The sequence below is a fragment of the Micromonospora sp. 4G55 genome (assembly GCF_016803375.1).
Genome location: NZ_JAEVHN010000042.1, coordinates 1 through 20,529, shown reverse-complemented (window position 1 = coordinate 20,529; position 20,529 = coordinate 1). Strand labels below are relative to the sequence as shown.

Below are 20,529 nucleotides of genomic sequence, written 5' to 3'. Positions count from 1 at the left end.
GCGGCGGGACCAGCTTGTCGGCCCGGCGCCCGGCGAGCACCTGGAACCCGACCGCGGCGTCCGCCACCGTCGTGGTGAGCATGCCGTGCTCCGGTGAGGCCGAACCAGTCCTCCGCGCCGAGCTGGGTGGGGATCACGCCCCGGCCCGGCTTCAGGCCGACCAGGCCGCAGCAGGCCGCCGGGATCCGGATCGAGCCGAGCCCGTCGTTGCCGTGCGCGATCGGCACCAGCCCGGCGGCCACCGCGGCGGCGGCGCCGCCGGAGGAGCCGCCGGGGGTGCGGCGGGTGTCCCACGGGTTGCGGGTGATCCCGGACTCGTCGTCGGTGAGGGCCCAGAGGCCCAGCTCCGGCATCCGGGTCAGGCCGAGGATCACCGCGCCGGCGCCGCGCAGCCGCCGGACCACCTCGTGGTCGGCCTCCGCGACGCCGGTACGCACGGCGGCCGAGCCGTTCCAGGTGGGTACGCCGGCGACGGCGGTGTTCTCCTTGACCGCCACCGGCACCCCGGCCAGCGGGAGGTTGGCCAGGTCCTCCTGCTCGTCGACCTTCTCCGCCTCGGTGATCGCCTCCCCGCCGCGTACCGTGCGGAACGCGGCGAGGTCGGCGTCGACCCGGGCGATGTGGTCCAGGTGGTCGGCGACGACCTGGGTGGCCGAGACGTCGCCCCGGCGTACGCCCCGGGCGATCTGCTTGGCGGTCGCTCCGACCCAGGTCGGCATGATGTCCTGCACGGCCACCCTCCCCAGCCAGCTGGTCAGCCCAGCGCCTGCTCCAGATCGGCGAGCAGGTCGTCGACCGTCTCGATGCCGACAGACAGTCGCACGAGATCGCCGGGAACTTCAAGCGGCGAGCCGGCAGCACTTGCGTGTGTCATCCGGCCCGGGTGCTCGATCAGGGACTCCACGCCGCCGAGCGACTCGGCGAGCACGAAGAGCTTGGCCCGGTTGCAGATCTCCACGGCGTGCTCCTCGCCACCGGAGGCGCGGAAGGAGATCATGCCGCCGAACCGGCGCATCTGCTTCGCGGCCACCTCGTGACCGGCGTGCGAGGGCAGGCCCGGGTAGATCACCTCGGCGACCTTGGCGTGCCCGTCCAGGTACGCGGCGATCCGCTCGGCGTTGTCGCAGTGCCGGTCCATGCGTACCCCGAGGGTCTTGATGCCGCGCAGGGTCAGCCAGGCGTCGAAGGGCCCGTTGATCGCGCCCATCGCGTTCTGGTGGTAGCGCAGCTCGTCGCCGAGGCCGGCGTCGGCGGCGATCAGCGCGCCACCCACCACGTCGGAGTGTCCGCCGATGTACTTGGTGGTCGAGTGGACCACCACGTCCGCGCCGTGCGCGATCGGCTGCTGCAGGTACGGGGAGGCGAAGGTGTTGTCGACCGCCAGCAGCGCCCCGGCGTCGTGCGCGACGGCGGCCAGGGTGGCGATGTCGGCGATGCCGAGCAGCGGGTTGGTCGGCGTCTCCACCCAGACGATCTTCGTGGTGGCACGCATGGCGGCCCGCACGGCGTCGGTGTCGGAGACCTTGGCCGGGGTGTAGTCCAGCCCCCAGCGCTCGGCGACCCGGGCGAAGAGCCGGTAGGTGCCGCCGTACGCGTCGTCCGGGATCACCACGTGGTCGCCCGGCTTGCAGACGGTGCGCAGCAGGGTGTCCTCGGCGGCCAGGCCGCTGGCGAAGGCGAGCCCCACCGGGCCGCCCTCCAGGGCGGCGAGGCAGTCCTGGAGCGCGTCCCGGGTCGGGTTGCCGGAGCGGCTGTACTCGTAGCCGTGCCGAGGCGCGCCGACGGCGTCCTGGGCGTAGGTGCTGGTCTGGTAGATCGGTGGGATCACCGCGCCGGTGCGGGCCTCGGGGTCCTGGCCGGCGTGGATGGCGAGCGTCTCGAAGCCGTGACTCATTCCCGAGACGTTAGTCCGCCGGTCCACCGCCGCGGGCGGAACCCGGCCGCGCGTCACGACGGCGGCCTGTCGGACGGGTGCGCCATACTTGCCCGGTGACCTCGCCCGCGATGCTGCCCTCGCGCCTGATCGGCGCGGCCGACCGCATCCCGGCCTCTCTCGCGCTGCTCGACGGGCCCGAGCACGGCCCGGTCACCCTGCCGGTACGGCTCGCCTGGTCGGGGCCGGCCGAGTTCGACGTCAGCGATCCCCGCGAGCGGCTGACGCTCTACTGCCTCCTGCTCGACTGCGGGCAGCGCGACGACATTGTCCGGTACGTCAACGCCGACCTGCTGCGCCGCGACTGGCCCAGGATCCGACGGCTGACCGCCCGTCGGCTGGTCGCGCTCTGGGAGCGCCGGCTGCCCGATCTCTCCACCGCCTGATGGACGCCTTGCACCGCCAGCTCGTCGAAGTCGGCTTCAATGCCGGCGACGACCTTGGTCTGGTGCTGGCCGGCGGCTACGCCATGTGCGCGCACGAGCTGGTGAGCCGGCCGTCGCAGGACATCGATTTCGCCACGGCCACCGCGCTGCCGCTTCCGACGGTGGTCGACCGGCTCGCGGCGGCCTACACGGACGCCGGTTTCTCCGCACGGGTCATCGAGGCCACCCCACGGATGGCCCGACTCGTCATCTCGAACGGCACGGCCGAGTGCGAGGTGGATCTGCTCAAGGAGGCGCTCGAACCGCCGGCCCGGTTGAGCATCGGTCCGGTCCTCGCCTTCCACGACGCCGTCGGACTCAAGATGCGGGCGCTGCATGACCGGGCGGCGCATCGCGACTTCATCGACATCCATGCGGCGAACGCCCACCTGAGCTGGAAGGACCTGGAGGCTTTCGGCGCGCGGCACACGGCGGGGTTCTCCCTGGAGGAGCTGGCCGACCGGCTCGGCGCCATCGACGAACGCGATCCACGCGCCTTCCTGTCCTACGGGCTGAGCCAAGCGGACACCGACGAGCTGCGGAGCTGGGCCGGGCGGTGGGAGGCCGACATCCGACGACGGCTGGCGAACGGTGAGACAGGGCCGCAGGGCCCGCCGGACGACGAGTGGGACAGCTACCTCGACGAGCCCTGATCACCGTGCGAGCGGGAACCGGCCGCCGGTACTAGCCTGGCCCGGTGAGCGGGTGCGTGTTCTGCGGGATCGTGGCGGGCGAGGTACCGGCGTTCCGGGTGGCCGACGAGCCGGACGGCGTCGCCTTCCTGGACACCCGGCCGGTCTTCAAGGGACACGTGCTGGTGGTGCCCCGCACCCACCTGATCAGCCTCTCCGATCTGCTGGCGGACGCGCTGCCCGGTTACTTCCGCCTGGTGCAACGCCTCGCGGTGGCGGTCGAGACCGGGCTCGGGGCCGGTGGGACGTTCGTGGCGATGAACAACAAGGTGTCCCAGTCCGTTCCGCACCTGCACACCCACGTGGTGCCCCGGACGAAGGGCGACGGCCTGCGCGGCTTCTTCTGGCCGCGCACCCGCTACGCCGACGACGCGGAGGCGCAGGGGTACGCCGACCGGGTCGCCGCCGCCCTGTCGCCCGACGCCGCCTGATTCCGCCAGGCCCGGGTAAGGAACCGGGGTCCGGCGGTGTTGCAGGCGGCAGAGGTACGAAAGGAGACCCACCGTGTTCCTTCGCCGTATGAAGGCCGAACTGCCCACCCCCGACCAGACCCTGCCGGGTCGCCCGATCGCGATGCCGATCGGTGACCGGCACGAGGTGCTGCCGTCGACGCTGAAGGGTCCGTTCCCGGAGGGTTCCCGGGTCGCCGTCTTCGGCATGGGCTGTTTCTGGGGCGCCGAGCGGCTGTTCTGGACCCTGCCCGGGGTGATCACCACCTCCGCCGGCTACGCGGGCGGCATCACGCCGAACCCGACGTACGAGGAGGTCTGCTCGGGGATGACCGGGCACGTTGAGGCGGTCCAGGTGGTCTACGACCCCGCGAAGATCAGCTACGAGGACCTGCTCAAGGTTTTCTGGGAGAACCACGACCCGACCCAGGGCATGCGCCAGGGAAACGACGTGGGCAGCCAGTACCGCTCGGCGATCTACACCACCACCGACGAGCAGCTGACCACGGCGCAGTCGTCCCGGGACGCCTTCGCGCCGATCGTGGCGCGGGCCGGCAAGGGTGAGATCACCACCGAGATCAGGCCGCTCGGCACGTACTACTTCGCTGAGGACTACCACCAGCAGTACCTCGCCCCGACGAAGAACCCGAACGGGTACTGCAACCACGGCCCCAACGGGCTGAGCTGCCCGGTCGGCGTGGCCCGCACCGGGAGCTGATCGACCCGATGTCCGGTTCCGGGCCTGCGGTGTTTGTCACACCGCGGGCCCGGTCCGATTCGGGCACCGGCCCGGCCGCCGGCAGGAAAGTCGGCGCTGACCTCGGGCCCGTCCGCAAGCCGCGCGCATTATAGCAACACGTAACGCCATCGACATCAGCTCAACAGGCGGACTGCAACAACCTCTGGCAGCATTCCCTGGCATGTGCGGACTGGCTGGGGAGTTCCGCCGTGACGGCTCGCGGGCCGACGTCGCGGCGGTGGAGCGCATGGCGGCGACGATGAGCGACCGGGGCCCGGACGACAGCGGGGTCTGGTCGCAGGGGCCGGTCGCCCTCGGGCACCGGCGGCTCAAGATCATCGACTTGTCGGCGGCGAGCGGGCAGCCGCTGGTCGACCCCGACTCGGGGCTCAGCGCCGTCTTCAACGGATGCGTCTACAACTACCGCGAGCTGCGCGAGGAGTTGCAGGCCAAGGGGCACCGCTTCTTCTCCTCCGGCGACAGCGAGGTCGTCGTCAAGGCGTACGCCGAGTGGGGGCTCGACTTCGTCGACCACCTGATCGGCATGTTCGCCGTGGCGATCACCGAGCGGGACACCGGCCGGCTGGTGCTGGCCCGGGACCGGCTCGGCATCAAGCCGCTCTACCTGGCCGAGACACCGGGCGTGGTGCGCTTCGCCAGCACGCTGCCGGCGCTGCTGGCCGGCGGCGGCGTGGACACCACCATCGACCCGGTGGCGCTCGCCCACTACCTGAGCTTCCACAGCATCGTGCCGCCGCCGCGGACCATCCTGCGCGGCGTCACCAAGCTGCCCCCGGCCACCGTGCGGGTCTACGAGCCCGACGGCCGCACCCACGAGCGGGTCTACTGGGACCCGTCCTTCACCCGGTCCGCCGAGCGGGCCGACTGGTCCGCGCAGGACTGGCAGGACGCCCTGCTGGAGTCGCTGACCACCGCCGTGCGCCGCCGGATGGTCGCCGACGTGCCGGTCGGCGTGCTGCTCTCCGGCGGGCTGGACTCCAGCCTGGTGGTCGCGCTGCTGGCCGGCGAGGGACAGTCCGGGCTGTCCACCTTCTCCATCGGTTTCGACTCCGTCGGCGGCCGGGAGGGCGACGAGTTCGTCTACTCCGACCTGGTCGCGAAGACCTTCGACACCGACCACCACCAGCTCAAGGTGGCCGCCGGCGACCTGGTGCCGCCGCTGGAGGCGGCCGTCGCGGCGATGAGCGAGCCGATGGTCAGCCACGACTGTGTCGCCTTCTACCTGCTCAGCCAGGAGGTGTCGCGGCACGTCAAGGTGGTCCAGTCCGGGCAGGGCGCCGACGAGATCCTGGGCGGCTACCACTGGTACCCGCCGCTGGCCGGGGTCGACCGGGAGCAGGCGCTGCAGACGTACGCGAAGGCGTTCTTCGACCGGGACGCAGCCGGCCTCGCCCGGGTGCTCAACCCGGACCGGCTGACCGACGGCGACCCGGCGCGGGAGTTCGTGGCGGCGCACCTGGCCCGGCCGGGCGCGCAGACCGCGGTCGACGCCGGCCTGCGGATCGACACCCAGATCATGCTCACCGACGACCCGGTGAAGCGGGTGGACAACATGACCATGGCGCACGGGCTGGAGGCCCGGGTGCCGTTCCTGGACCACGAGTTCGTGGAGCTGGCCGCGAGCTGCCCGCCCGAGCTGAAGCTGGCGCAGGGCGGCAAGGGCGTGCTCAAGGAGATCGGCCGCCGGGTCCTGCCGCACGAGGTGATCGACCGGCCCAAGGGCTACTTCCCGGTGCCGGGCCTCACCCACCTGGAGGGCAAGCTGCTCGACCGGGTACGCGACGCGCTCTCCGCGCCCGCCGCCCGCCGCCGCGACCTGTTCCGCGCCGACTACGTCGACGCGCTGCTCGCCGACCCGAACGCCGAACTGACCCCGTTGAACGGAAACAAGCTGTGGCAGCTGGGACTCCTGGAAATGTGGCTCCAGAGCCACGGGATCGACTGACCATGACCGACACGGTGACGACCACCGACCGGGAACGGATGCCGGGCCGGCACCGGGAGCGGATCGGCCCCGGCGGCGACCCGGTCGCGCCCGGCACACCGGCACCCCGCCCGCGCAGCACCGACGAGGCCGGCGTGGTGCTGGACTGCGGCTGGGGGCGGCTGGTCTTCGGCCAGACCTTCACCGACCAGGCGGCGGTGGCGGACGTGCTGCGCTCCGAGGCGGCCGGCGCCCGGGACATCTGCATCTACCTGCGCGACCCGCACGTGCTGGTGTCCCGGCTCCCGGACGAGCTGTTCATCGACCCGTCGCTGACCTACCGGCTGCCGCTGGGCGAGCGGCGTCCGGCCGCCACCGACGGCGACGGCGAGGTCCCCGGCCTGGTGATCCGGCCGCTGAGCGACGCCGACGACGCGGACGCGGTCAACCGGATCTACGCCCGCAACGGCATGGTCACCGCGCCGGTCGACGTGCTGGTCGACAACGCCCGTACCGACCGCTTCCTGCACCTGGTGGCCGAGGCCGCCACCGGCGAGATCGTCGGCACCATCACCGGTGTGGACCACGTGGCGGTCTTCGCCGACCCGGAGAACGGCGCCAGCCTCTGGTGCCTGACCGTCGACTTCAACACCGCGCCGCCCGGCACCGGCCAGGCGCTGCTGACCGGGCTGGCCGACCGGCTGGACGAGCGCGGACGGGCCTTCGTCGACCTGTCCGTGCTCGCCGAGAACTCCGGCGCGATCCGGCTCTACGAGCGGCTCGGCTTCCACCGCACCGCCACGCTCTGCGTGAAGCGGAAGAACCCGATCAACGAGCGGCTCTTCCTGCCGGCCACCCCGGCCGGGTACGACGACCTCAACCCGTACGCGAAGATCGTCGCCGACGAGGCGATGCGGCGCGGCATCCGGGTGGAGGTCACCGACCCGCGCTGGGGGGAACTGCGGCTGACCAACGGCGGCCGGACCATCCACACCCGCGAGTCGCTGTCCGAGCTGACCTCGGCGGTGGCGATGAGCCGCTGCGACGACAAGCGGGTCACCCGGCGGATCCTCAGCGAGGCGGGGCTCTCCGTGCCGCGCGGCCGGACCGCCACCGGCGGGCCGGACGACCTCGCCTTCCTCGCCGACGTCGGGCCGGTGGTGGTCAAGCCGGCGCGGGGCGAGCAGGGCAACGGCATCACCGTCGGCGTGCGCACCGCCGAGGCGCTGACCGCGGCGGTCGAGCTGGCCCGGCGGTTCTGCCCGGACGTGCTGATCGAGGAGCTGCGCGACGGCGAGGACCTGCGGGTGATCGTGATCGACCACGAGGTGGTGGCCGCCGCCGTCCGCCGGCCGGCGCAGGTGACCGGCGACGGGGTGCACGACATCGCCACGCTGATCGACCGGCAGAGCCGCCGCCGGGCCGCCGCCACCGGGGGCGAGTCCCGCATCCCGGTCGACGAGATGACCCGCGAGGTGGTCGCGGAGGCCGGGTACCGGATGGACGACGTGCTGCCCGAGGGGGAGGTGCTGGCCGTCCGCCGGACCGCCAACCTGCACACCGGCGGCACCATCCACGACGTGACCGCCGAGCTGCACCCGACGATCGCCGAGGCCTGCGTGGCGGCGAGCCGGGCGCTGGACATCCCGGTGACCGGGCTGGACCTGCTGGTGCCGGCGCCGGACCGGCCGGAGCACGTCTTCATCGAGGCCAACGAGCGGCCCGGGCTGGCCAACCACGAGCCGCAGCCGACCGCCGAGCGCTTCGTCGACCTGCTCTTCCCCGGTACCCGCGCGCCGCAGCGGCTCTGGACCCCGGCCGGCCCGGGAGCCGCCGCGTGAGCCCGAAGCCGCTGGAGATCGACCTGGACTACCTGCGCCAGGTGCTGCTGGAGCTGTTGGAGATCCCCAGCCCGTCGGGGCGTACCGACCACGTGCAGCAGTACGTCGGCGAGCGGCTCTCCGCGCTGGGCGTCTCCTCCACGCTGACCCGGCGCGGGGCGCTGAGCGCCTGCCTGCCCGGCCCCCGCCAGACCGGCGCCGACCGGGCGATCGTGGTGCACACCGACACCATCGGCGGCATGGTGAAGCGCCTCAAGGAGAACGGCCGGCTGGAGCTGAAGACCATCGGCACGCACAGTGCCCGGTTCGCCGAGGGCGCGCACGTCCGGGTCTTCACCGACGACCTGGACCGGGTGATCACCGGTCAGGTGCTGCCGCTGAAGGCCAGCGGGCACCGCTACAACGAGGACGTCGACGTGCAGGGCGTGGGCTGGGAGCACGTCGAGGTCCGGCTCGACGAGCCGGTCGACGACATCGCCGGCCTGCGCACGCTCGGCATCGACGCGGGCGACTTCGTGGCGTTCCTGCCCAACCCGACGATCACCCCGAGCGGGTACGTCAAGTCGCGGCACCTGGACGACAAGGCCGGCGTGGCCGCGGTGCTCACCGCGTTCAAGGCGATGGTCGACGCCGGGATCACCCCGGCGGTCACCGCGCACCTGCTGGTCACCGTCACCGAGGAGATCGGCCACGGCGCCAGCCACGGCCTCGACCCGGACGTCGCCGAGATCGTCTCGGTGGACGCGGCGGTGGTCGCCCCCGGCCAGCAGTCCCGGGAGGACGCGGCCACCCTGGCGATGGGCGACGGGGTGGGCCCGTTCGACTACCACCTGACCCGCAACCTCGCCTCGATCGCCCGCGAGCACGGCGTCGACCTGGTCCGGGACGTCTTCGACTACTACCGCTCCGACGTGGCGGCGGCGGTCGAGGCCGGCGCGCACGCCCGGGTGGCCCTGCTCGGCTTCGGCGTGGACGCCACCCACGGCCACGAGCGCACCCACCTGGACGGGCTGCGCCACCTCACCCAGCTGCTCTGCCTCTACCTGCAGAGCGACCTGGTCTTCCCGGAGTGGGACGCCGAGCCCGAGGGCGACCTGGCCGACTTCCCGTCGCTGGCGGTGCAGCCGGCCAGCGAGGAGGGGCCTCGGGAGGGCCCGATCGGCATCGCCGACGCCTCCTGATCCCGCCCGACGTATTTCCGTCCGGGCTGTGATCGAAATCCGTTGCCGGTGCCCCGCGGGACTGGATAGCGTGGCCGTACACGGGAAAGGAGGTGGTCCAGACTTGTATAGCAATCGGACTCGTGAGGTGGCTGTCCGCTAGCCGCTGTCCTCGACAGTGACACCCCGTCCGCCGCGAGGCGGGCATCTGCACCATCGTCGAGACCGTGTGGCAGCGGTGCGGCGAAACCACGACAGCCACCCGACCCCCGGGGTGCCGGCCCAGTCCAGCCGGCCCGTGCGCGAGCGCGGAAGCCCCGGGGGTCGCTTCATGTCCGGCCCGGCCGGACCGGTCAGCTCAGCGGGGAGGCCGCCTTGTCCATGCGCGAGCTGGTGGTGCTCGGGACGGCCAGCCAGGCCCCCACCCGGCAGCGCAACCACAACGGGTACGTGCTGCGCTGGGACGACGAGGTGATCCTCTTCGACCCGGGCGAGGGCACCCAGCGGCAGCTGCTGCACACCGGGGTCACCGCCACCGACCTGACCCGGATCTGCGTCACCCACTTCCACGGCGACCACTGCCTCGGCCTGCCCGGCATCATCCAGCGGCTCTCCCTGGACCGGGTGCCGCACCGGGTGGCGGTGCACTTCCCGGCCGGCGGCGCCGAGTACTTCGCCCGGCTGCGGCACGCCACCTCCTTCCACGAGACCGCCGAGCTGGTCGTCGAGCCGATCGAGGCGGACGGGCAGCGGATCACCGTGCGCGGGGGCACGCTGGAGGCCCGCCGGCTGCGGCACTCCATCGAGACGTACGGCTACCGGCTGGTGGAGCCGGACGGCTGCCGGATGCTGCCGGAGCGGCTGTCCGCGTACGGGATCGCCGGGCCGGCGGTCGGGGAGCTGCTCCGCGTCGGCCACCTCGACGTGGACGGGCGTCGCGTCACCCGGGACGAGGTGAGCGTGACCCGGCCGGGCCAGCGGTTCGCCTTCGTGATGGACACCGCCCTCTGCGACGCGGTGTACGCCCTCGCCGAACACGCCGACCTGCTGGTCATCGAGTCGACCTTCCTGGAGTCGGAGACCGCCCTGGCCGCCGAGGCCGGCCACCTGACCGCGCTCAGGCCGCGCGGGTGGCGACCGAGTCGGGGGTACGCAAGCTGGTGCTCACCCACTTCTCCCAGCGGTACAGCGACCTGCGTCGCTTCGCCGACGAGGCCCGCCGGCACTTCGCCGGGGACCTGGTCATCGCCGAGGACCTGACCACCGTGCCGGTCCCGCCCCGCCGGGTAGCCTCGGCCGGATGACCCTCACGCTGCGTCCCGCCACCGTCGACGACCTGATGGCGGTCGGGGCCCTGCACCGGGCGTCGCGGGTGGCCGCGTACTCCTCGTTCCTGCCGGCGGAGGCGCTGGCCGATCCGTCGGGCGAGGCGATGGGCCGGTACTGGGTCGAGCGGTTCGGCTGGGAGCGTGACGACCACCGGATGACCCTGGCCGAGCGGGACGGCCGGTTGGTCGGCTTCAGCTACCTGGGCCCGGACGACGAGGGCGATCCGGCCACCGGCCTGCTCAACGCCATCCACCTGGACCCCGACGAGCGGGGCCGGGGCACCGGCCGGGAGCTGATGGTCGACGCGCTGGACGCCATGCGGTCGCGCGGCTGGTCCCGGGCGGTGCTCTGGGTGCTGGCGCAGAACCTCGACGCGCGGCGCTTCTACGAGCGGGGCGGCTGGACGCCGGAGGGCACCCGGCGCGACGAGCACTTCGGCCCGATCGTCGTCCCGCAGGTCCGGTACGTCCGACCGCTCTGACCCGCCCCGTTCGCTCTGAGCTGATCGGGGCATGCCCGTCGATCCGGCCGCGTTGCCGGGTTCATGGACACCGATCACACCGAGCGGGCGGAGGACGCCGCGCTCGACGCGTACTCCCGGGTGGTCACCGGCGTGGCGGCCCGGGTGCTGCCCAGCGTGGCCGCCCTGTCGGTGCGGACCGCGCGCGGGGCCGGCGCCGGCTCCGCGATCACCGTGGGCACCGACGGCCTGCTGCTGACCAGCGCCCACGTGGTGCAGGGCGCCCGGGACGGCTCGGCCACGTTCGGCGACGGCACCGAGGCGCGCTTCCGGGTGGTCGGGGCGGATCCGCTCTCCGACCTGGCGGTGCTGCGGGTGGACGAGGCGACCGTGCCGCCGGTGGAGCTGGGCGACGCGGACACCCTGCGGATCGGCCAGCTGGTGGTCGCGGTCGGCAACCCGATGGGGCTGGCCGGCTCGGTCACCGCCGGGGTGGTGTCCGGGCTGGGTCGGTCGCTGCCGGCCCGGGACGGCCGGGTCACCCGACTCATCGAGGACGTCATCCAGACCGACGCCGCGCTCAACCCCGGCAACTCCGGCGGTGCGCTGGCCGACTCGGCCGGCCGGGTGATCGGGGTGAACACCGCCGTAGCCGGCTACGGCCTCGGGCTGGCCGTCCCGATCAACGCCACCACCCGGCAGATCATCGACGACCTCATCGCCGGCGGGCGGGTGCGCCGGGCCTGGCTGGGGGTGGCCGGCGTCCCGGTGCCGCTGCCGCCGGAGATCGCCGAGCGCATCGGCCAGCGCCGTGGCCTGCGGGTGGTCGAGGTGGTGCCGGGCAGCCCGGCCGGACAGGCCGGGATCTACCTCGGTGACGTGATCCTCTCCGCCGGCGGCCGGCCGGTCCGGGACGGCCAGGGCCTGCAACGGCTCATGCTCGGCCCGGCGATCGGCACCCGGCTGCCGGTGACCGTGCTGCGCCGGGGCGCTCTCGTCGACGTGGTCGCGGTGCCGACCGAGCTGAACCGCTGAGCCGTCCCGTCCCGATCGGAGTACGACGACGCGGGGCCTCCCCCGACCGGAGGAGGCCCCGCGGTACGTCGTCGGGTCAGCGCGCGCCGAGGTGGGCGAGCAGGTCCTGCCGGGTGAGCACGCCCTTGGGCTTGCCGTCGACCAGCACCAGCGCCGCGTCGGACTTCTCCAGCAGGCCGACCGCCTCGCTCACCGGCTGCCGCCGCCGATCATCGGCAGCGGCTCGGCCATGTGCCGCTCGATGGTGTCGTGCAGGTGCGCCTGCCCGGTGAAGAGCGCGTCGAGCAGGTCCTTCTCGGCGATCGAGCCGGCCACCTCGCCGGTCACCACCGGCGGCTCGGCCTTGAGCACCGGCAGCTGCGAGACGCCGTACTCGCGCATGTAGTCGATCGCGTCGCGGACCGTCTCGGTGGGGTGCACGTGCACCAGCTCGGGCAGGCCGCCCGGCTTGCTGGCGAGCGCGTCGGCGACGGTCGGCTCGGTGCCCGAGTTGTCGAGGAAGCCGTACCGGGCCATCCAGTTGTCGTTGAAGATCTTCGACAGGTAGCCCTTGCCGCTGTCCGGCAGCAGCACGACGATGACGTCGTCCGGGCCGGCCTTGCGGGCCACCTCCAGGGCGGCCACCACGGCCATCCCGCAGGAGCCGCCGACCAGCATCCCCTCCTCGCGGGCCAGCCGCCGGGTCATCTCGAACGAGGCCTTGTCCGACACCTCGATGATCTCGTCGGCGATGCCCCGGTCGTACGTCTCCGGCCAGAAGTCCTCACCGACGCCCTCGACCAGGTACGGCCGGCCGGTGCCGCCGGAGTAGACCGAACCCTCCGGGTCCGCCCCGACGACCTTGACCCGGCCCTCGGAGGCCTCCTTCAGGTAACGCCCGATGCCGGAGATGGTGCCGCCGGTGCCGACGCCGGCCACGAAGTGGGTCAGCCCGCCCTCGGTCTGCTTCCACAGCTCCGGGCCGGTCGTCTCGTAGTGCGAGCGCGGGTTGGCCGGGTTGCTGTACTGGTTGGGCTTCCAGGCGCCGGGGATCTCCCGGGCCAGCCGGTCGGAGACGTTGTAGTAGGAGCGCGGGTCCTCCGGCGCGACGGCGGTCGGGCAGACCACCACCTCGGCGCCGTACGCGCGCAGCACGTCCTGCTTGTCCTGGCTGACCTTGTCCGGGCAGACGAAGACGCACTTGTAGCCCTTGAGCTGTGCCACCAGGGCCAGCCCGACGCCGGTGTTGCCGCTGGTCGGCTCGACGATGGTGCCGCCCGGCTTGAGGATGCCCGCGGCCTCGGCGTCCTCCACCATCCGCAGCGCGATCCGGTCCTTCACCGAACCGCCCGGGTTGAGGTACTCCACCTTCGCCAGCACGGTGGCCTGGATGCCCTCGGTGACGTTGCGCAGCCGTACCAGCGGGGTGTTGCCGATCAACTCGACGACGTTGTCGTAGTACTGCACCTCGTTGTGCCCTTCGTTGCGGCGCCGCGCGGCGGCCGGGCAGACGTTTCGTTCGTCGCCCAGGGTACGTGCCGTCAGGGGATCATCTGCCCGGGGATGACGGAGCTGCGACGCGCCTCCCACTCCAGGAAGCGCTCGGTCTCCGCCAGCACGCTGCCGGCCAGCCAGGTGACCATGACCGCGTCGTCCACCAGGCCGAAGATGGTCAGGAACAGCTCCGGCACCACGTCCACCGGCGAGAGCACGTACGCCGTCGCCGCCGTCATCATGGCCAGCCGGAGGCCGCCGTCGTACTCGCCCCGGGCGGTCGCCCTGATCATCCGGGGCAGCGCCGCCAGCCGGGCGCCCAGCGAGGGCCCACCCCGGGCGCCCGCCGCCAGTGCCCGGAACAGCGCGGTGAACGCCGCGCTCCGCTTCAACGTCCTGCTCATCTTCGTCCGACCCCTTTCCGCCCGACCAGCGTGACGCGGGAGCGCAAGCCCGCGCGACCTGCTCCTCCGGCGCCCGTCGCCCGACGCCGTCACCGGACAGGTACCCAGAAGCGGCGCTTCCCAGGCACGAACCGGCCAGCGCGAGGAGAGCGGCGTGTCGGGCCGGCGCGATAACGTGGCGGTATGGGGGTGGCTGGTTCCGTCGTACCGGGTCCGCGCTGGCACCGCGCCCGCCAGATCGCCTGGATGGCGGCGATCGGCACGGGCGCCACCGCGGCGGCGTTCGTCGCGACCGGCGGCGTGCTGCTCGGTCAGGCCCGCCAGGCCCGGCGCACCATCCCGATGGCCGAGGCGCCCCCACCCCGCTGCGACGGCGTCTACGGCGCGAAGTCCCCCGGCCGCCCGCTGACGATGGTGGTGCTCGGCGACTCGTCGGCCGCCAGCTACGGCGTGCACCGACGCCGGGAGACCCTGGGGGCGCTGCTCGCCACCGGGCTGTCCCGACGGCTGCACCGGCCGGTGCGGGTGCACCGCTTCGCCGTGGTGGGATCGCTCTCCGCCGGGCTCCGGCCGCAGGTCGAGTCGGCGCTGGAGTGCGACCCGGACGTCGCGGTGATCCTGATCGGCGGCAACGACGTCACCAACCGCACCCCACCCGGGCTGGCGGTGCGCTATCTGGTCGAGGCGGTCCGCGCGCTGCGGGCCGCCGGTTGCGAGGTGGTCGTCGGCACCTGCCCCGACCTCGGTGCGATCCAGCCGATCCAGCCGCCGCTGCGCTGGCTGGCCCGGCGGTGGAGCCGGCAGCTGGCCGCCGCGCAGACGGTGGCGGTGGTCGAGGCGGGTGGCTGGACGGTCTCCCTCGGCGACGTGGTCGAGCCGGCGCTGGGCGTGGTGGACAAGGTGCGCGACGCGGTCACCGGGCGGCGGACGTACCTAGCCGACCTGAAGCGGGACGCGCGCGACTGATCCATCGTCCGACGCCGATCCGCCCAGGGCCTTCCGCCGGCCCGTGCGGTGGTCCTACCGTCACGTTATGAATCTGGAGCTGCGACACCTGCGGGTCGTCTGCGCGATCGCCGAGACGGGGAGCGTGACCAAGGCCGCGTCCACCCTGGGCCTGGCCCAGCCGGCCCTGACCGCGCAGCTCCAGCGCATCGAGCGCACTCTGGGCGGCCCGCTGTTCGAACGCGACCGGCGCGGCGCCCGGCCCACCGCGCTGGGCGAGCTGGTGCTGGCCCGGGCCCGGGTGCTGCTGCCGGCGATGAAGGGGCTCCAGGACGAGGCGGCCCGGCTGGCCGGGGCGGACGACACCCTGGGCCGGTACCGCTTCGGCGGGGTGAACAGCCCGATCCTCGGCCGGCTGGTGCACCGGCTGGTCGCCGAGCAGCCGCAGGCGCAGATCACCACGTACGCCTCGTGGTCGGCCGCGGAGCTGGCCGGACTGGTGGCCGGTGGGCGGCTCGACTTCGCGCTCACCGGGGTCTGCGGCGACGCGACGCCGTCCCCGGAGTTCGGGCTCTGCTGGCGGGAGGTGGCGGTCGACCCGGTGCTGGTGCTGCTGCCGACCAGCCACCCGATGGCCGACCGGGAGGAGATCGGCCTGGCCGAGCTGCGCCGCGAACAGTGGGTGGCCGCGCCGGGCGAGGGCTGCTTCGGCGACTGCTTCGCCGCCGCCTGCGCCCGGGCCGGCTTCACCCCCCGCAAGGTGTACGAGACCGACGTGCGCGGCTGCGTGGACCTGGTCGACGCCGGCGAGGCGGTGGCGCTGTGCCAGGCGACCTTCCGCCCGGTCGACGGTCTGGTCACCCGCCGGCTGGCCGGCGTACCGCTGCGCTGGCGGCTGCTGCTCGGCTGGCACCCCGAGTCGCCCGCCGCCCGGGTCGCCGAGGCGGTGCTGGAGACGGCGGTGGCGGCGTACACCGACTCGCTGGCGCCGCACCCCGACTACCTGGCCTGGCTGCTGCGCCACCCGGAGTTCGGGGCCCGACCGGCCGGCGGGGTGCGAATCGCCTGACGGCGGGTACCTGGACCCCATGACCGATCGCTACTCCGACGCCGACGAGCGGGAACTGCTGCGTGATGCGGCCGCCGCGCACTCCGCCGCCGTCCGGGACCTCGAGGCGTTCCTGCGTCGGCTGCCGGAGGTGCCCGATCCGGCCGACATCACCGAGTACGCCAACCTGCTCACCCGGGAGGAGCAGACCCGGGCCGAGCGGCAGGCCCTCGCCACCGCCGCCGGCCTGGAGCTGCCCAGCCTCGGCACCGAGCCGTAGCGCGAGCCGCCCGTGCCGGTCAGCGTTCGACGAGGACGTCGTGGCCCAGGTCGAGCAGGGAGTGCCGCCACTCGTCGTTCGCGTTGCCGCCGCGCGGCTTCTCCGCGGTCAGCGCCCGGATCCGGTCGATCGCCTCCCGCATCACCTCGATGTCCTCCGGGGTCAGGTCCACCTTGCGCTTGCTGAGCACCCGCAGGATCTGCCGGCCCGGCTCGGGCAGGTCCATGTTGGGGTTCGGGCCGAACGACTCCTCCCCCGAGCCCCGGGTCAACAACCACTGCCGCAACTGTTCGGAGGGGACGTTCACCTCGGCGTGGAAGTCGTCCCAGATCACCTCGACCTCGGGGTCGAGTCGCTGCTCGCGTACCATCACGCCTCCTCTTCCGGTGGCCCGGACGGCGCCGGGTTCCCGTCGTCGGTCTGCTGCTTCAGGCCCTCCGGCGGCACCTGCACCCGGGCCGGGTTCGCCGTCGGCGGCGCGAGGATCGGTTCGGTGCGGTCGGTCTCCTCGTCGCTCTCCTCGGGTTCGGTCATCTCCGCCCTCCGGGTCATCGCGGGTGGGACGTCGAGGCCGCGGTGTAGCCCCGCTCTCCCGCGGCCACGTCGAAGGCGAGCTGACCGTCGCGCGCGTCGACGGTGAGCTTCTGCCCCGGCGAGATCTGGTTCTCCAACAGCATCCGGGACAGCCGGTTGTCGACCTCCCGCTGGATCACCCGGCGCAGCGGCCGGGCACCGAACTCCGGCTGGTAGCCGTGCTCGGCGAGCCAGTCGACGCCGGCGGTGGTGAACTCGATCTGGACGTCCTGGGCGTGCAGCCGGCGGCGGGTCTCCTCCAGCAGCAGCTCGGTGATCTGCCGCAGCTGCTGGGCCTCCAGCCGGCGGAAGATGATCGTCTCGTCGATCCGGTTGAGGAACTCCGGGCGGAAGTTCTCCTGGAGGCGGCGCTGCAGCCGCTCGCGCAGCTCGTCGCTCTCCTGGGTGCCGCCGGGCCCACCGGCCTCGAAGCCTACCGCGCGCGTGGTGCCGGTGATCAGCTCCGAGCCCAGGTTGCTCGTCATGATCAGGACGGTGTTCTTGAAGTTCACCGTCCGGCCCTGGCTGTCGGTGAGCCGGCCGTCGTCGAGCACCTGGAGCAGGATGTTGAAGACGTCCGGGTGCGCCTTCTCGATCTCGTCGAGCAGCACCACCGCGTACGGGCGGCGGCGCACCGCCTCGGTGAGCTGGCCGGCCTCCTCGTACCCGACGTAGCCGGGGGGCGCCCCGACCAGCCGGGCGACGGTGTGCCGCTCCTGGAACTCGCTCATGTCGACCCGCACCATCCGGTCGGCCTCGCCGAAGAGCGCCTCCGCCAGCGCCCGGGCCAGCTCGGTCTTGCCGACGCCGGTGGGGCCGAGGAAGAGGAAGCTGCCCATCGGCCGGTTCGGGTCGCCAGCCCGGTACGCGAGCGGCGTACCGCCTCGGCCACCGCGGTGACCGCGTCGTCCTGGCCGACGACCTTCTCGTGCAGCTGCCCCTCCAGCCGCAGCAGTCGGTCCCGCTCCTCCTCGGTGAGCTGGCTGACCGGGATGCCGGTGGCGCGGGAGACCACCTCGGCGATCTCCTGCGGGCCGACCGAGGGAACGCCGTTGGTGCCCTCGTCGCCCTGGGCGCGGCGGATCTGCGCCTCGATCTCGGCGAGCCGGTCGCGCAGCGCGGAGGCCCGCTCGTACTGCTCGTCGGCGACCGCCTGTTCCTTGTCCCGGCGCACCTCGTCGAGCTGCTGCTCCAGCTCACGCACGTCGGCGTCGGGGGTGCGGGTGCGCAGCCGCACCCGCGCGCCGGCCTGGTCGATCAGGTCGATCGCCTTGTCCGGCAGGAAGCGGTCGGTGACGTACCGGTCGGAGAGTTCGGCGGCCGCGACCAGCGCCTCGTCGGTGAAGCGGACCTGGTGGTGCGCCTCGTACCGGTCGCGCAGGCCGCGCAGGATGGCGACGGTGTCCTCGACGCTGGGCTCCGGCACCAGGACCGGCTGGAAGCGGCGGGCCAGCGCGGCGTCCTTCTCGATGCTCTTGCGGTACTCGTCCAGCGTGGTCGCGCCGATCACCCGCAGCTCGCCGCGGGCCAGCGCCGGCTTGAGCATGTTGGACGCGTCCATGCCGCCCTCGCTGCCGGCGCCGCCCGCGCCGACCAGGGTGTGGATCTCGTCCAGGAAGATGATCAGCTCGTCCCGGTGCGCCCGGATCTCCTCGATGACCTTCTTCAGCCGTTCCTCGAAGTCGCCGCGGTAGCGGGTGCCGGCGACCAGGCCGGCGAGGTCGAGCTGCACCACCCGCTTGCCGAGCAGGGTCTGCGGCACGTCGCCGTCGCAGATCCGCTCGGCCAGCCCCTCCACGATCGCGGTCTTGCCGACGCCGGCCTCACCGATCAGCACCGGGTTGTTCTTGGTCCGCCGGGACAGGATCTCCACGGCCTGCTCGATCTCGTCGGCCCGCCCGATCACCGGGTCGATCTGGTCCATCCGGGCCAGCTCGGTGAGGTCCTGCCCGTACTGGTCGAGGGTCGGGGTGCCCCGGTCGGGCTTCGGCCCGCCCATCGGTCCGCGTTCCGCGCTGGCCGCCTGCAACGACTCGGGCTGGATCCGGCCGGCGGCCAGCATCCGGCCGGCGGGCGACTCCGGGTTGAGCGGCAGCGCCATCAAAATGTGCTCGGGGCCGATGTAGTTCGCCCCCATCGCCCGGGACAGCTGGTGGGCGTCGAGCAGCGCCCGCTTGGCGGCGGGGGGTGAGCGACAGGTTCGCCGGCACCTCGCCCCCGGGCGCGCCGTCGCCACGCCCGCCGAGGGCGTTGACCAGGGCGTCCGGGTCGGCGCCGGCCCGGCGTACCAGGTCGCGCAGCGGCTCGCGTTGCAGCGCCGCCCAGAGCAGGTGGTCGGTGTCCAGGTCGTTGCTGTGTTTCTGGGCGGCCCGCCGGGCCGCGTCGGCCAGCATCTCCCGGGCGTCGGCGGTCATCAGCCGGGTGATGTCGACCCGGTGGGCCGGTCGGCGTCCGCCCTCACCCCGGCCGAAGTACCGGGCCAGGAACTCGTCCCAGGGGTCGGAGCCGTAGTCACCGGGTCCCATCATCTCTGTCCTCCGCAGTCGGGGCGCGGCACGGTCGCCGAGGGCGACACCGCGGGCGCGGCACGTCGCCGGTGGCTACCCGGCGACCGGCGCGACAAACGCCAGGGGATGGCAGGCTGGGGGCATGGACAACCGCCCGCTGCTGATCGTCGACGGTGCCAACGTGGTCGGTTCCCGCCCGGACGGCTGGTGGCGGGACCGGGCCGGGGGCGGCGGCCCGGTTGCGCGACGCCCTGGCGCCGCTGGCCGACCGGGGCCTGCCGCCGGAGCTGCCGCCGCCGGTGGAGGTGGTGCTGGTGGTGGAGGGCGCGGCGCGGGAGGTGCCCGGGGTGGCCGGGGTGCACACGGTGCCGGCGCCCGGTTCCGGTGACGACGCCATCGTGGAACTGGTGCGCGACGCACCGGACCGGCGTCGGTTGGTGGTCACCTCCGACCGGGAGCTGCGCGACCGGGTGGCGGCCCTCGGCGCGGAGCTGCACGGCCCGCGCTGGCTGCGCGAGCACACCCACCCGACCCCCTGACCGGCCGGTTTCCGGTCCGCGGCGGCGCCCGCGGCCACGGGCGCGCCGTCCCGTCAACGGGACCGGCGGATCCCCTGGTGGGACCGGGCGCACCGGCGGTGAACGCTTTCCCGCACGTCACGGGGGTAACCGGACACCGGGGCGGGAACACCGACAGGGCGGATGTTCTCTACCCGGCGGGTATACGTTGTAATGGACGTCTCCCCGCCCCCAGGAGGTCACCGTGGCGAGCGTCGCCGAGCTGAAGGCAGCCATCGAGGTCGCCCTCCAACAGATCGGTGACGGGCAGACAGCCGTGCAGGCGGCCGGCGAGAAGCTCTCCGAGGCGCAGCAGACGCTGGCCGGGGCGCTGGAGGGCAGCGGGCACGAGACGGTGGAGAGCGCGCAGGCCTCGCTGACCCAGGCCGGCCAGGAGCTGGAGGAGTGCCTCGCCGCGACCCTCGTCGCAGTCGAGCAGGCGCAGCTCTACGTCTCGACGCTCTGAGCGGGCGGCCGTGTCCATCATCGAGGACGTCGGGGCGCAGGTGCGCGCCGCCGCCGAGGAGCTGCCGCTGGCGCCGCTGGCCCAGGCGCTGGAGAAGTTCGGCCAGGCCACCGAGCGGCTGCGCTGGGTCCGGCAGGAGTCGGCCAACCCGATGGGGGTGCCGGAGCTCTCCGCGGCCACCGAGCACGCCGAAGCCGCCGGGCACGCGCTGCGGGTGGCCCAGGAGCAGCTGTCGGCGTACCTGGCCGCGATCGGGCTGGCCCCGACG

At 73.4% G+C, this 20,529-nt stretch carries 16 protein-coding genes and 7 pseudogenes; 16 read left to right on the top strand and 7 right to left on the bottom strand.

The window, feature by feature from the left end:
* Both JNW89_RS06370 and JNW89_RS06365 read right to left on the bottom strand, forming a co-directional pair.
* Nucleotides 1–737, bottom strand: a pseudogene (locus JNW89_RS06370) (amidase); the annotation flags it as partial.
* 17 nt (nucleotides 738–754) lie between these two features.
* Nucleotides 755–1,894 (bottom strand): cystathionine gamma-synthase, encoded by a 1,140-nt coding sequence (locus JNW89_RS06365; protein ID WP_238448118.1) that lies wholly within the window; start codon nucleotides 1,892–1,894, stop codon nucleotides 755–757.
* Nucleotides 1,895–1,989: 95 nt separating this feature from the next.
* Here JNW89_RS06365 and JNW89_RS06360 point away from each other — a divergent pair, with 95 nt between their 5' ends.
* From JNW89_RS06360 to JNW89_RS06315, 10 genes and pseudogenes are all read left to right on the top strand, one after another.
* On the top strand, nucleotides 1,990–2,319 hold the full coding sequence (locus JNW89_RS06360; RefSeq protein WP_238448117.1) for a hypothetical protein: 330 nt from the start codon (nucleotides 1,990–1,992) through the stop codon (nucleotides 2,317–2,319).
* A complete protein-coding gene (locus JNW89_RS06355) occupies nucleotides 2,319–3,011 on the top strand; it encodes a nucleotidyl transferase AbiEii/AbiGii toxin family protein (RefSeq protein WP_238448116.1) in 693 nt (230 codons plus the stop codon). Before JNW89_RS06360 ends, JNW89_RS06355 begins: the two co-directional genes overlap by 1 nt.
* Before the next feature lie 44 nt (nucleotides 3,012–3,055).
* Nucleotides 3,056–3,481, top strand: coding sequence for an HIT family protein (locus tag JNW89_RS06350; protein WP_238448115.1), 426 nt, complete (start codon nucleotides 3,056–3,058; stop codon nucleotides 3,479–3,481).
* Nucleotides 3,482–3,554: 73 nt separating this feature from the next.
* The gene (msrA, locus tag JNW89_RS06345; protein WP_238448114.1) at nucleotides 3,555–4,217 is read left to right on the top strand and encodes a peptide-methionine (S)-S-oxide reductase MsrA; all 663 of its coding nucleotides are present in this window, start codon (nucleotides 3,555–3,557) and stop codon (nucleotides 4,215–4,217) included.
* 202 nt (nucleotides 4,218–4,419) lie between these two features.
* Entirely contained in the window at nucleotides 4,420–6,204 is a 1,785-nt protein-coding gene (locus JNW89_RS06340; protein WP_238448113.1) for an N-acetylglutaminylglutamine amidotransferase, read from the top strand.
* 2 nt (nucleotides 6,205–6,206) lie between these two features.
* On the top strand, nucleotides 6,207–8,024 hold the full coding sequence (gene ngg / locus JNW89_RS06335) for an N-acetylglutaminylglutamine synthetase (protein ID WP_238448112.1): 1,818 nt from the start codon (nucleotides 6,207–6,209) through the stop codon (nucleotides 8,022–8,024).
* Nucleotides 8,021–9,205, top strand: coding sequence for an osmoprotectant NAGGN system M42 family peptidase (locus JNW89_RS06330; RefSeq protein ID WP_238448111.1), 1,185 nt, complete (start codon nucleotides 8,021–8,023; stop codon nucleotides 9,203–9,205). The genes ngg and JNW89_RS06330 overlap by 4 nt, the downstream gene beginning before the upstream one ends.
* A 354-nt stretch (nucleotides 9,206–9,559) precedes the next feature.
* Nucleotides 9,560–10,488: pseudogene (locus JNW89_RS06325) on the top strand (ribonuclease Z).
* The gene (locus JNW89_RS06320) at nucleotides 10,485–10,994 is read left to right on the top strand and encodes a GNAT family N-acetyltransferase (protein ID WP_238448110.1); all 510 of its coding nucleotides are present in this window, start codon (nucleotides 10,485–10,487) and stop codon (nucleotides 10,992–10,994) included. Before JNW89_RS06325 ends, JNW89_RS06320 begins: the two are co-directional and overlap by 4 nt.
* A gap of 63 nt (nucleotides 10,995–11,057) precedes the next feature.
* Entirely contained in the window at nucleotides 11,058–12,008 is a 951-nt protein-coding gene (locus JNW89_RS06315) for a S1C family serine protease (protein ID WP_238448109.1), read from the top strand.
* Nucleotides 12,009–12,084: 76 nt separating this feature from the next.
* Here JNW89_RS06315 and JNW89_RS06310 read toward each other — a convergent pair.
* A pseudogene (locus JNW89_RS06310) lies at nucleotides 12,085–13,454 on the bottom strand (cystathionine beta-synthase).
* A gap of 74 nt (nucleotides 13,455–13,528) precedes the next feature.
* Nucleotides 13,529–13,885: a YkvA family protein gene (locus tag JNW89_RS06305; protein WP_238448108.1), complete on the bottom strand. Its 357-nt coding sequence runs from the start codon at nucleotides 13,883–13,885 to the stop codon at nucleotides 13,529–13,531.
* Between the two features lie 183 nt (nucleotides 13,886–14,068).
* On the opposite strand from JNW89_RS06305, the pseudogene JNW89_RS06300 reads away from it, so the two are divergent.
* From JNW89_RS06300 to JNW89_RS06290, 3 genes and pseudogenes are all read left to right on the top strand, one after another.
* Nucleotides 14,069–14,764 (top strand): annotated as a pseudogene (locus JNW89_RS06300) (SGNH/GDSL hydrolase family protein); the annotation flags it as partial.
* 154 nt (nucleotides 14,765–14,918) lie between these two features.
* Nucleotides 14,919–15,899 carry a LysR family transcriptional regulator gene (locus JNW89_RS06295; protein ID WP_238448107.1) on the top strand — a complete coding sequence of 327 codons (981 nt, stop codon included), beginning with the start codon at nucleotides 14,919–14,921 and terminating at the stop codon, nucleotides 15,897–15,899.
* Nucleotides 15,900–15,918: 19 nt separating this feature from the next.
* Nucleotides 15,919–16,158, top strand: coding sequence for a hypothetical protein (locus tag JNW89_RS06290; RefSeq protein WP_238448106.1), 240 nt, complete (start codon nucleotides 15,919–15,921; stop codon nucleotides 16,156–16,158).
* Between the two features lie 19 nt (nucleotides 16,159–16,177).
* Here the strand turns inward: JNW89_RS06290 and JNW89_RS06285 are convergent, their stop codons facing one another.
* The 3 genes and pseudogenes from JNW89_RS06285 to JNW89_RS06275 all read right to left on the bottom strand — a co-directional run bounded on the left by JNW89_RS06285 (nucleotide 16,178) and on the right by JNW89_RS06275 (nucleotide 19,259).
* Complete coding sequence (locus tag JNW89_RS06285; protein WP_238448105.1) at nucleotides 16,178–16,528, bottom strand: DUF3140 domain-containing protein; 351 nt, start codon at nucleotides 16,526–16,528, stop codon at nucleotides 16,178–16,180.
* The gene (locus JNW89_RS06280; RefSeq protein WP_238448104.1) at nucleotides 16,528–16,692 is read right to left on the bottom strand and encodes a hypothetical protein; all 165 of its coding nucleotides are present in this window, start codon (nucleotides 16,690–16,692) and stop codon (nucleotides 16,528–16,530) included. The genes JNW89_RS06285 and JNW89_RS06280 overlap by 1 nt, the downstream gene beginning before the upstream one ends.
* Nucleotides 16,693–16,706: 14 nt before the next feature.
* A pseudogene (locus JNW89_RS06275) lies at nucleotides 16,707–19,259 on the bottom strand (ATP-dependent Clp protease ATP-binding subunit).
* Between the two features lie 121 nt (nucleotides 19,260–19,380).
* On the opposite strand from JNW89_RS06275, the pseudogene JNW89_RS06270 reads away from it, so the two are divergent.
* The 3 genes and pseudogenes from JNW89_RS06270 to JNW89_RS06260 all read left to right on the top strand — a co-directional run.
* Nucleotides 19,381–19,777 (top strand): annotated as a pseudogene (locus tag JNW89_RS06270) (hypothetical protein).
* 223 nt (nucleotides 19,778–20,000) lie between these two features.
* A complete protein-coding gene (locus JNW89_RS06265) occupies nucleotides 20,001–20,261 on the top strand; it encodes a hypothetical protein (RefSeq protein ID WP_088962374.1) in 261 nt (86 codons plus the stop codon).
* Nucleotides 20,262–20,271: 10 nt separating this feature from the next.
* A pseudogene (locus JNW89_RS06260) lies at nucleotides 20,272–20,529 on the top strand (hypothetical protein); the annotation flags it as partial.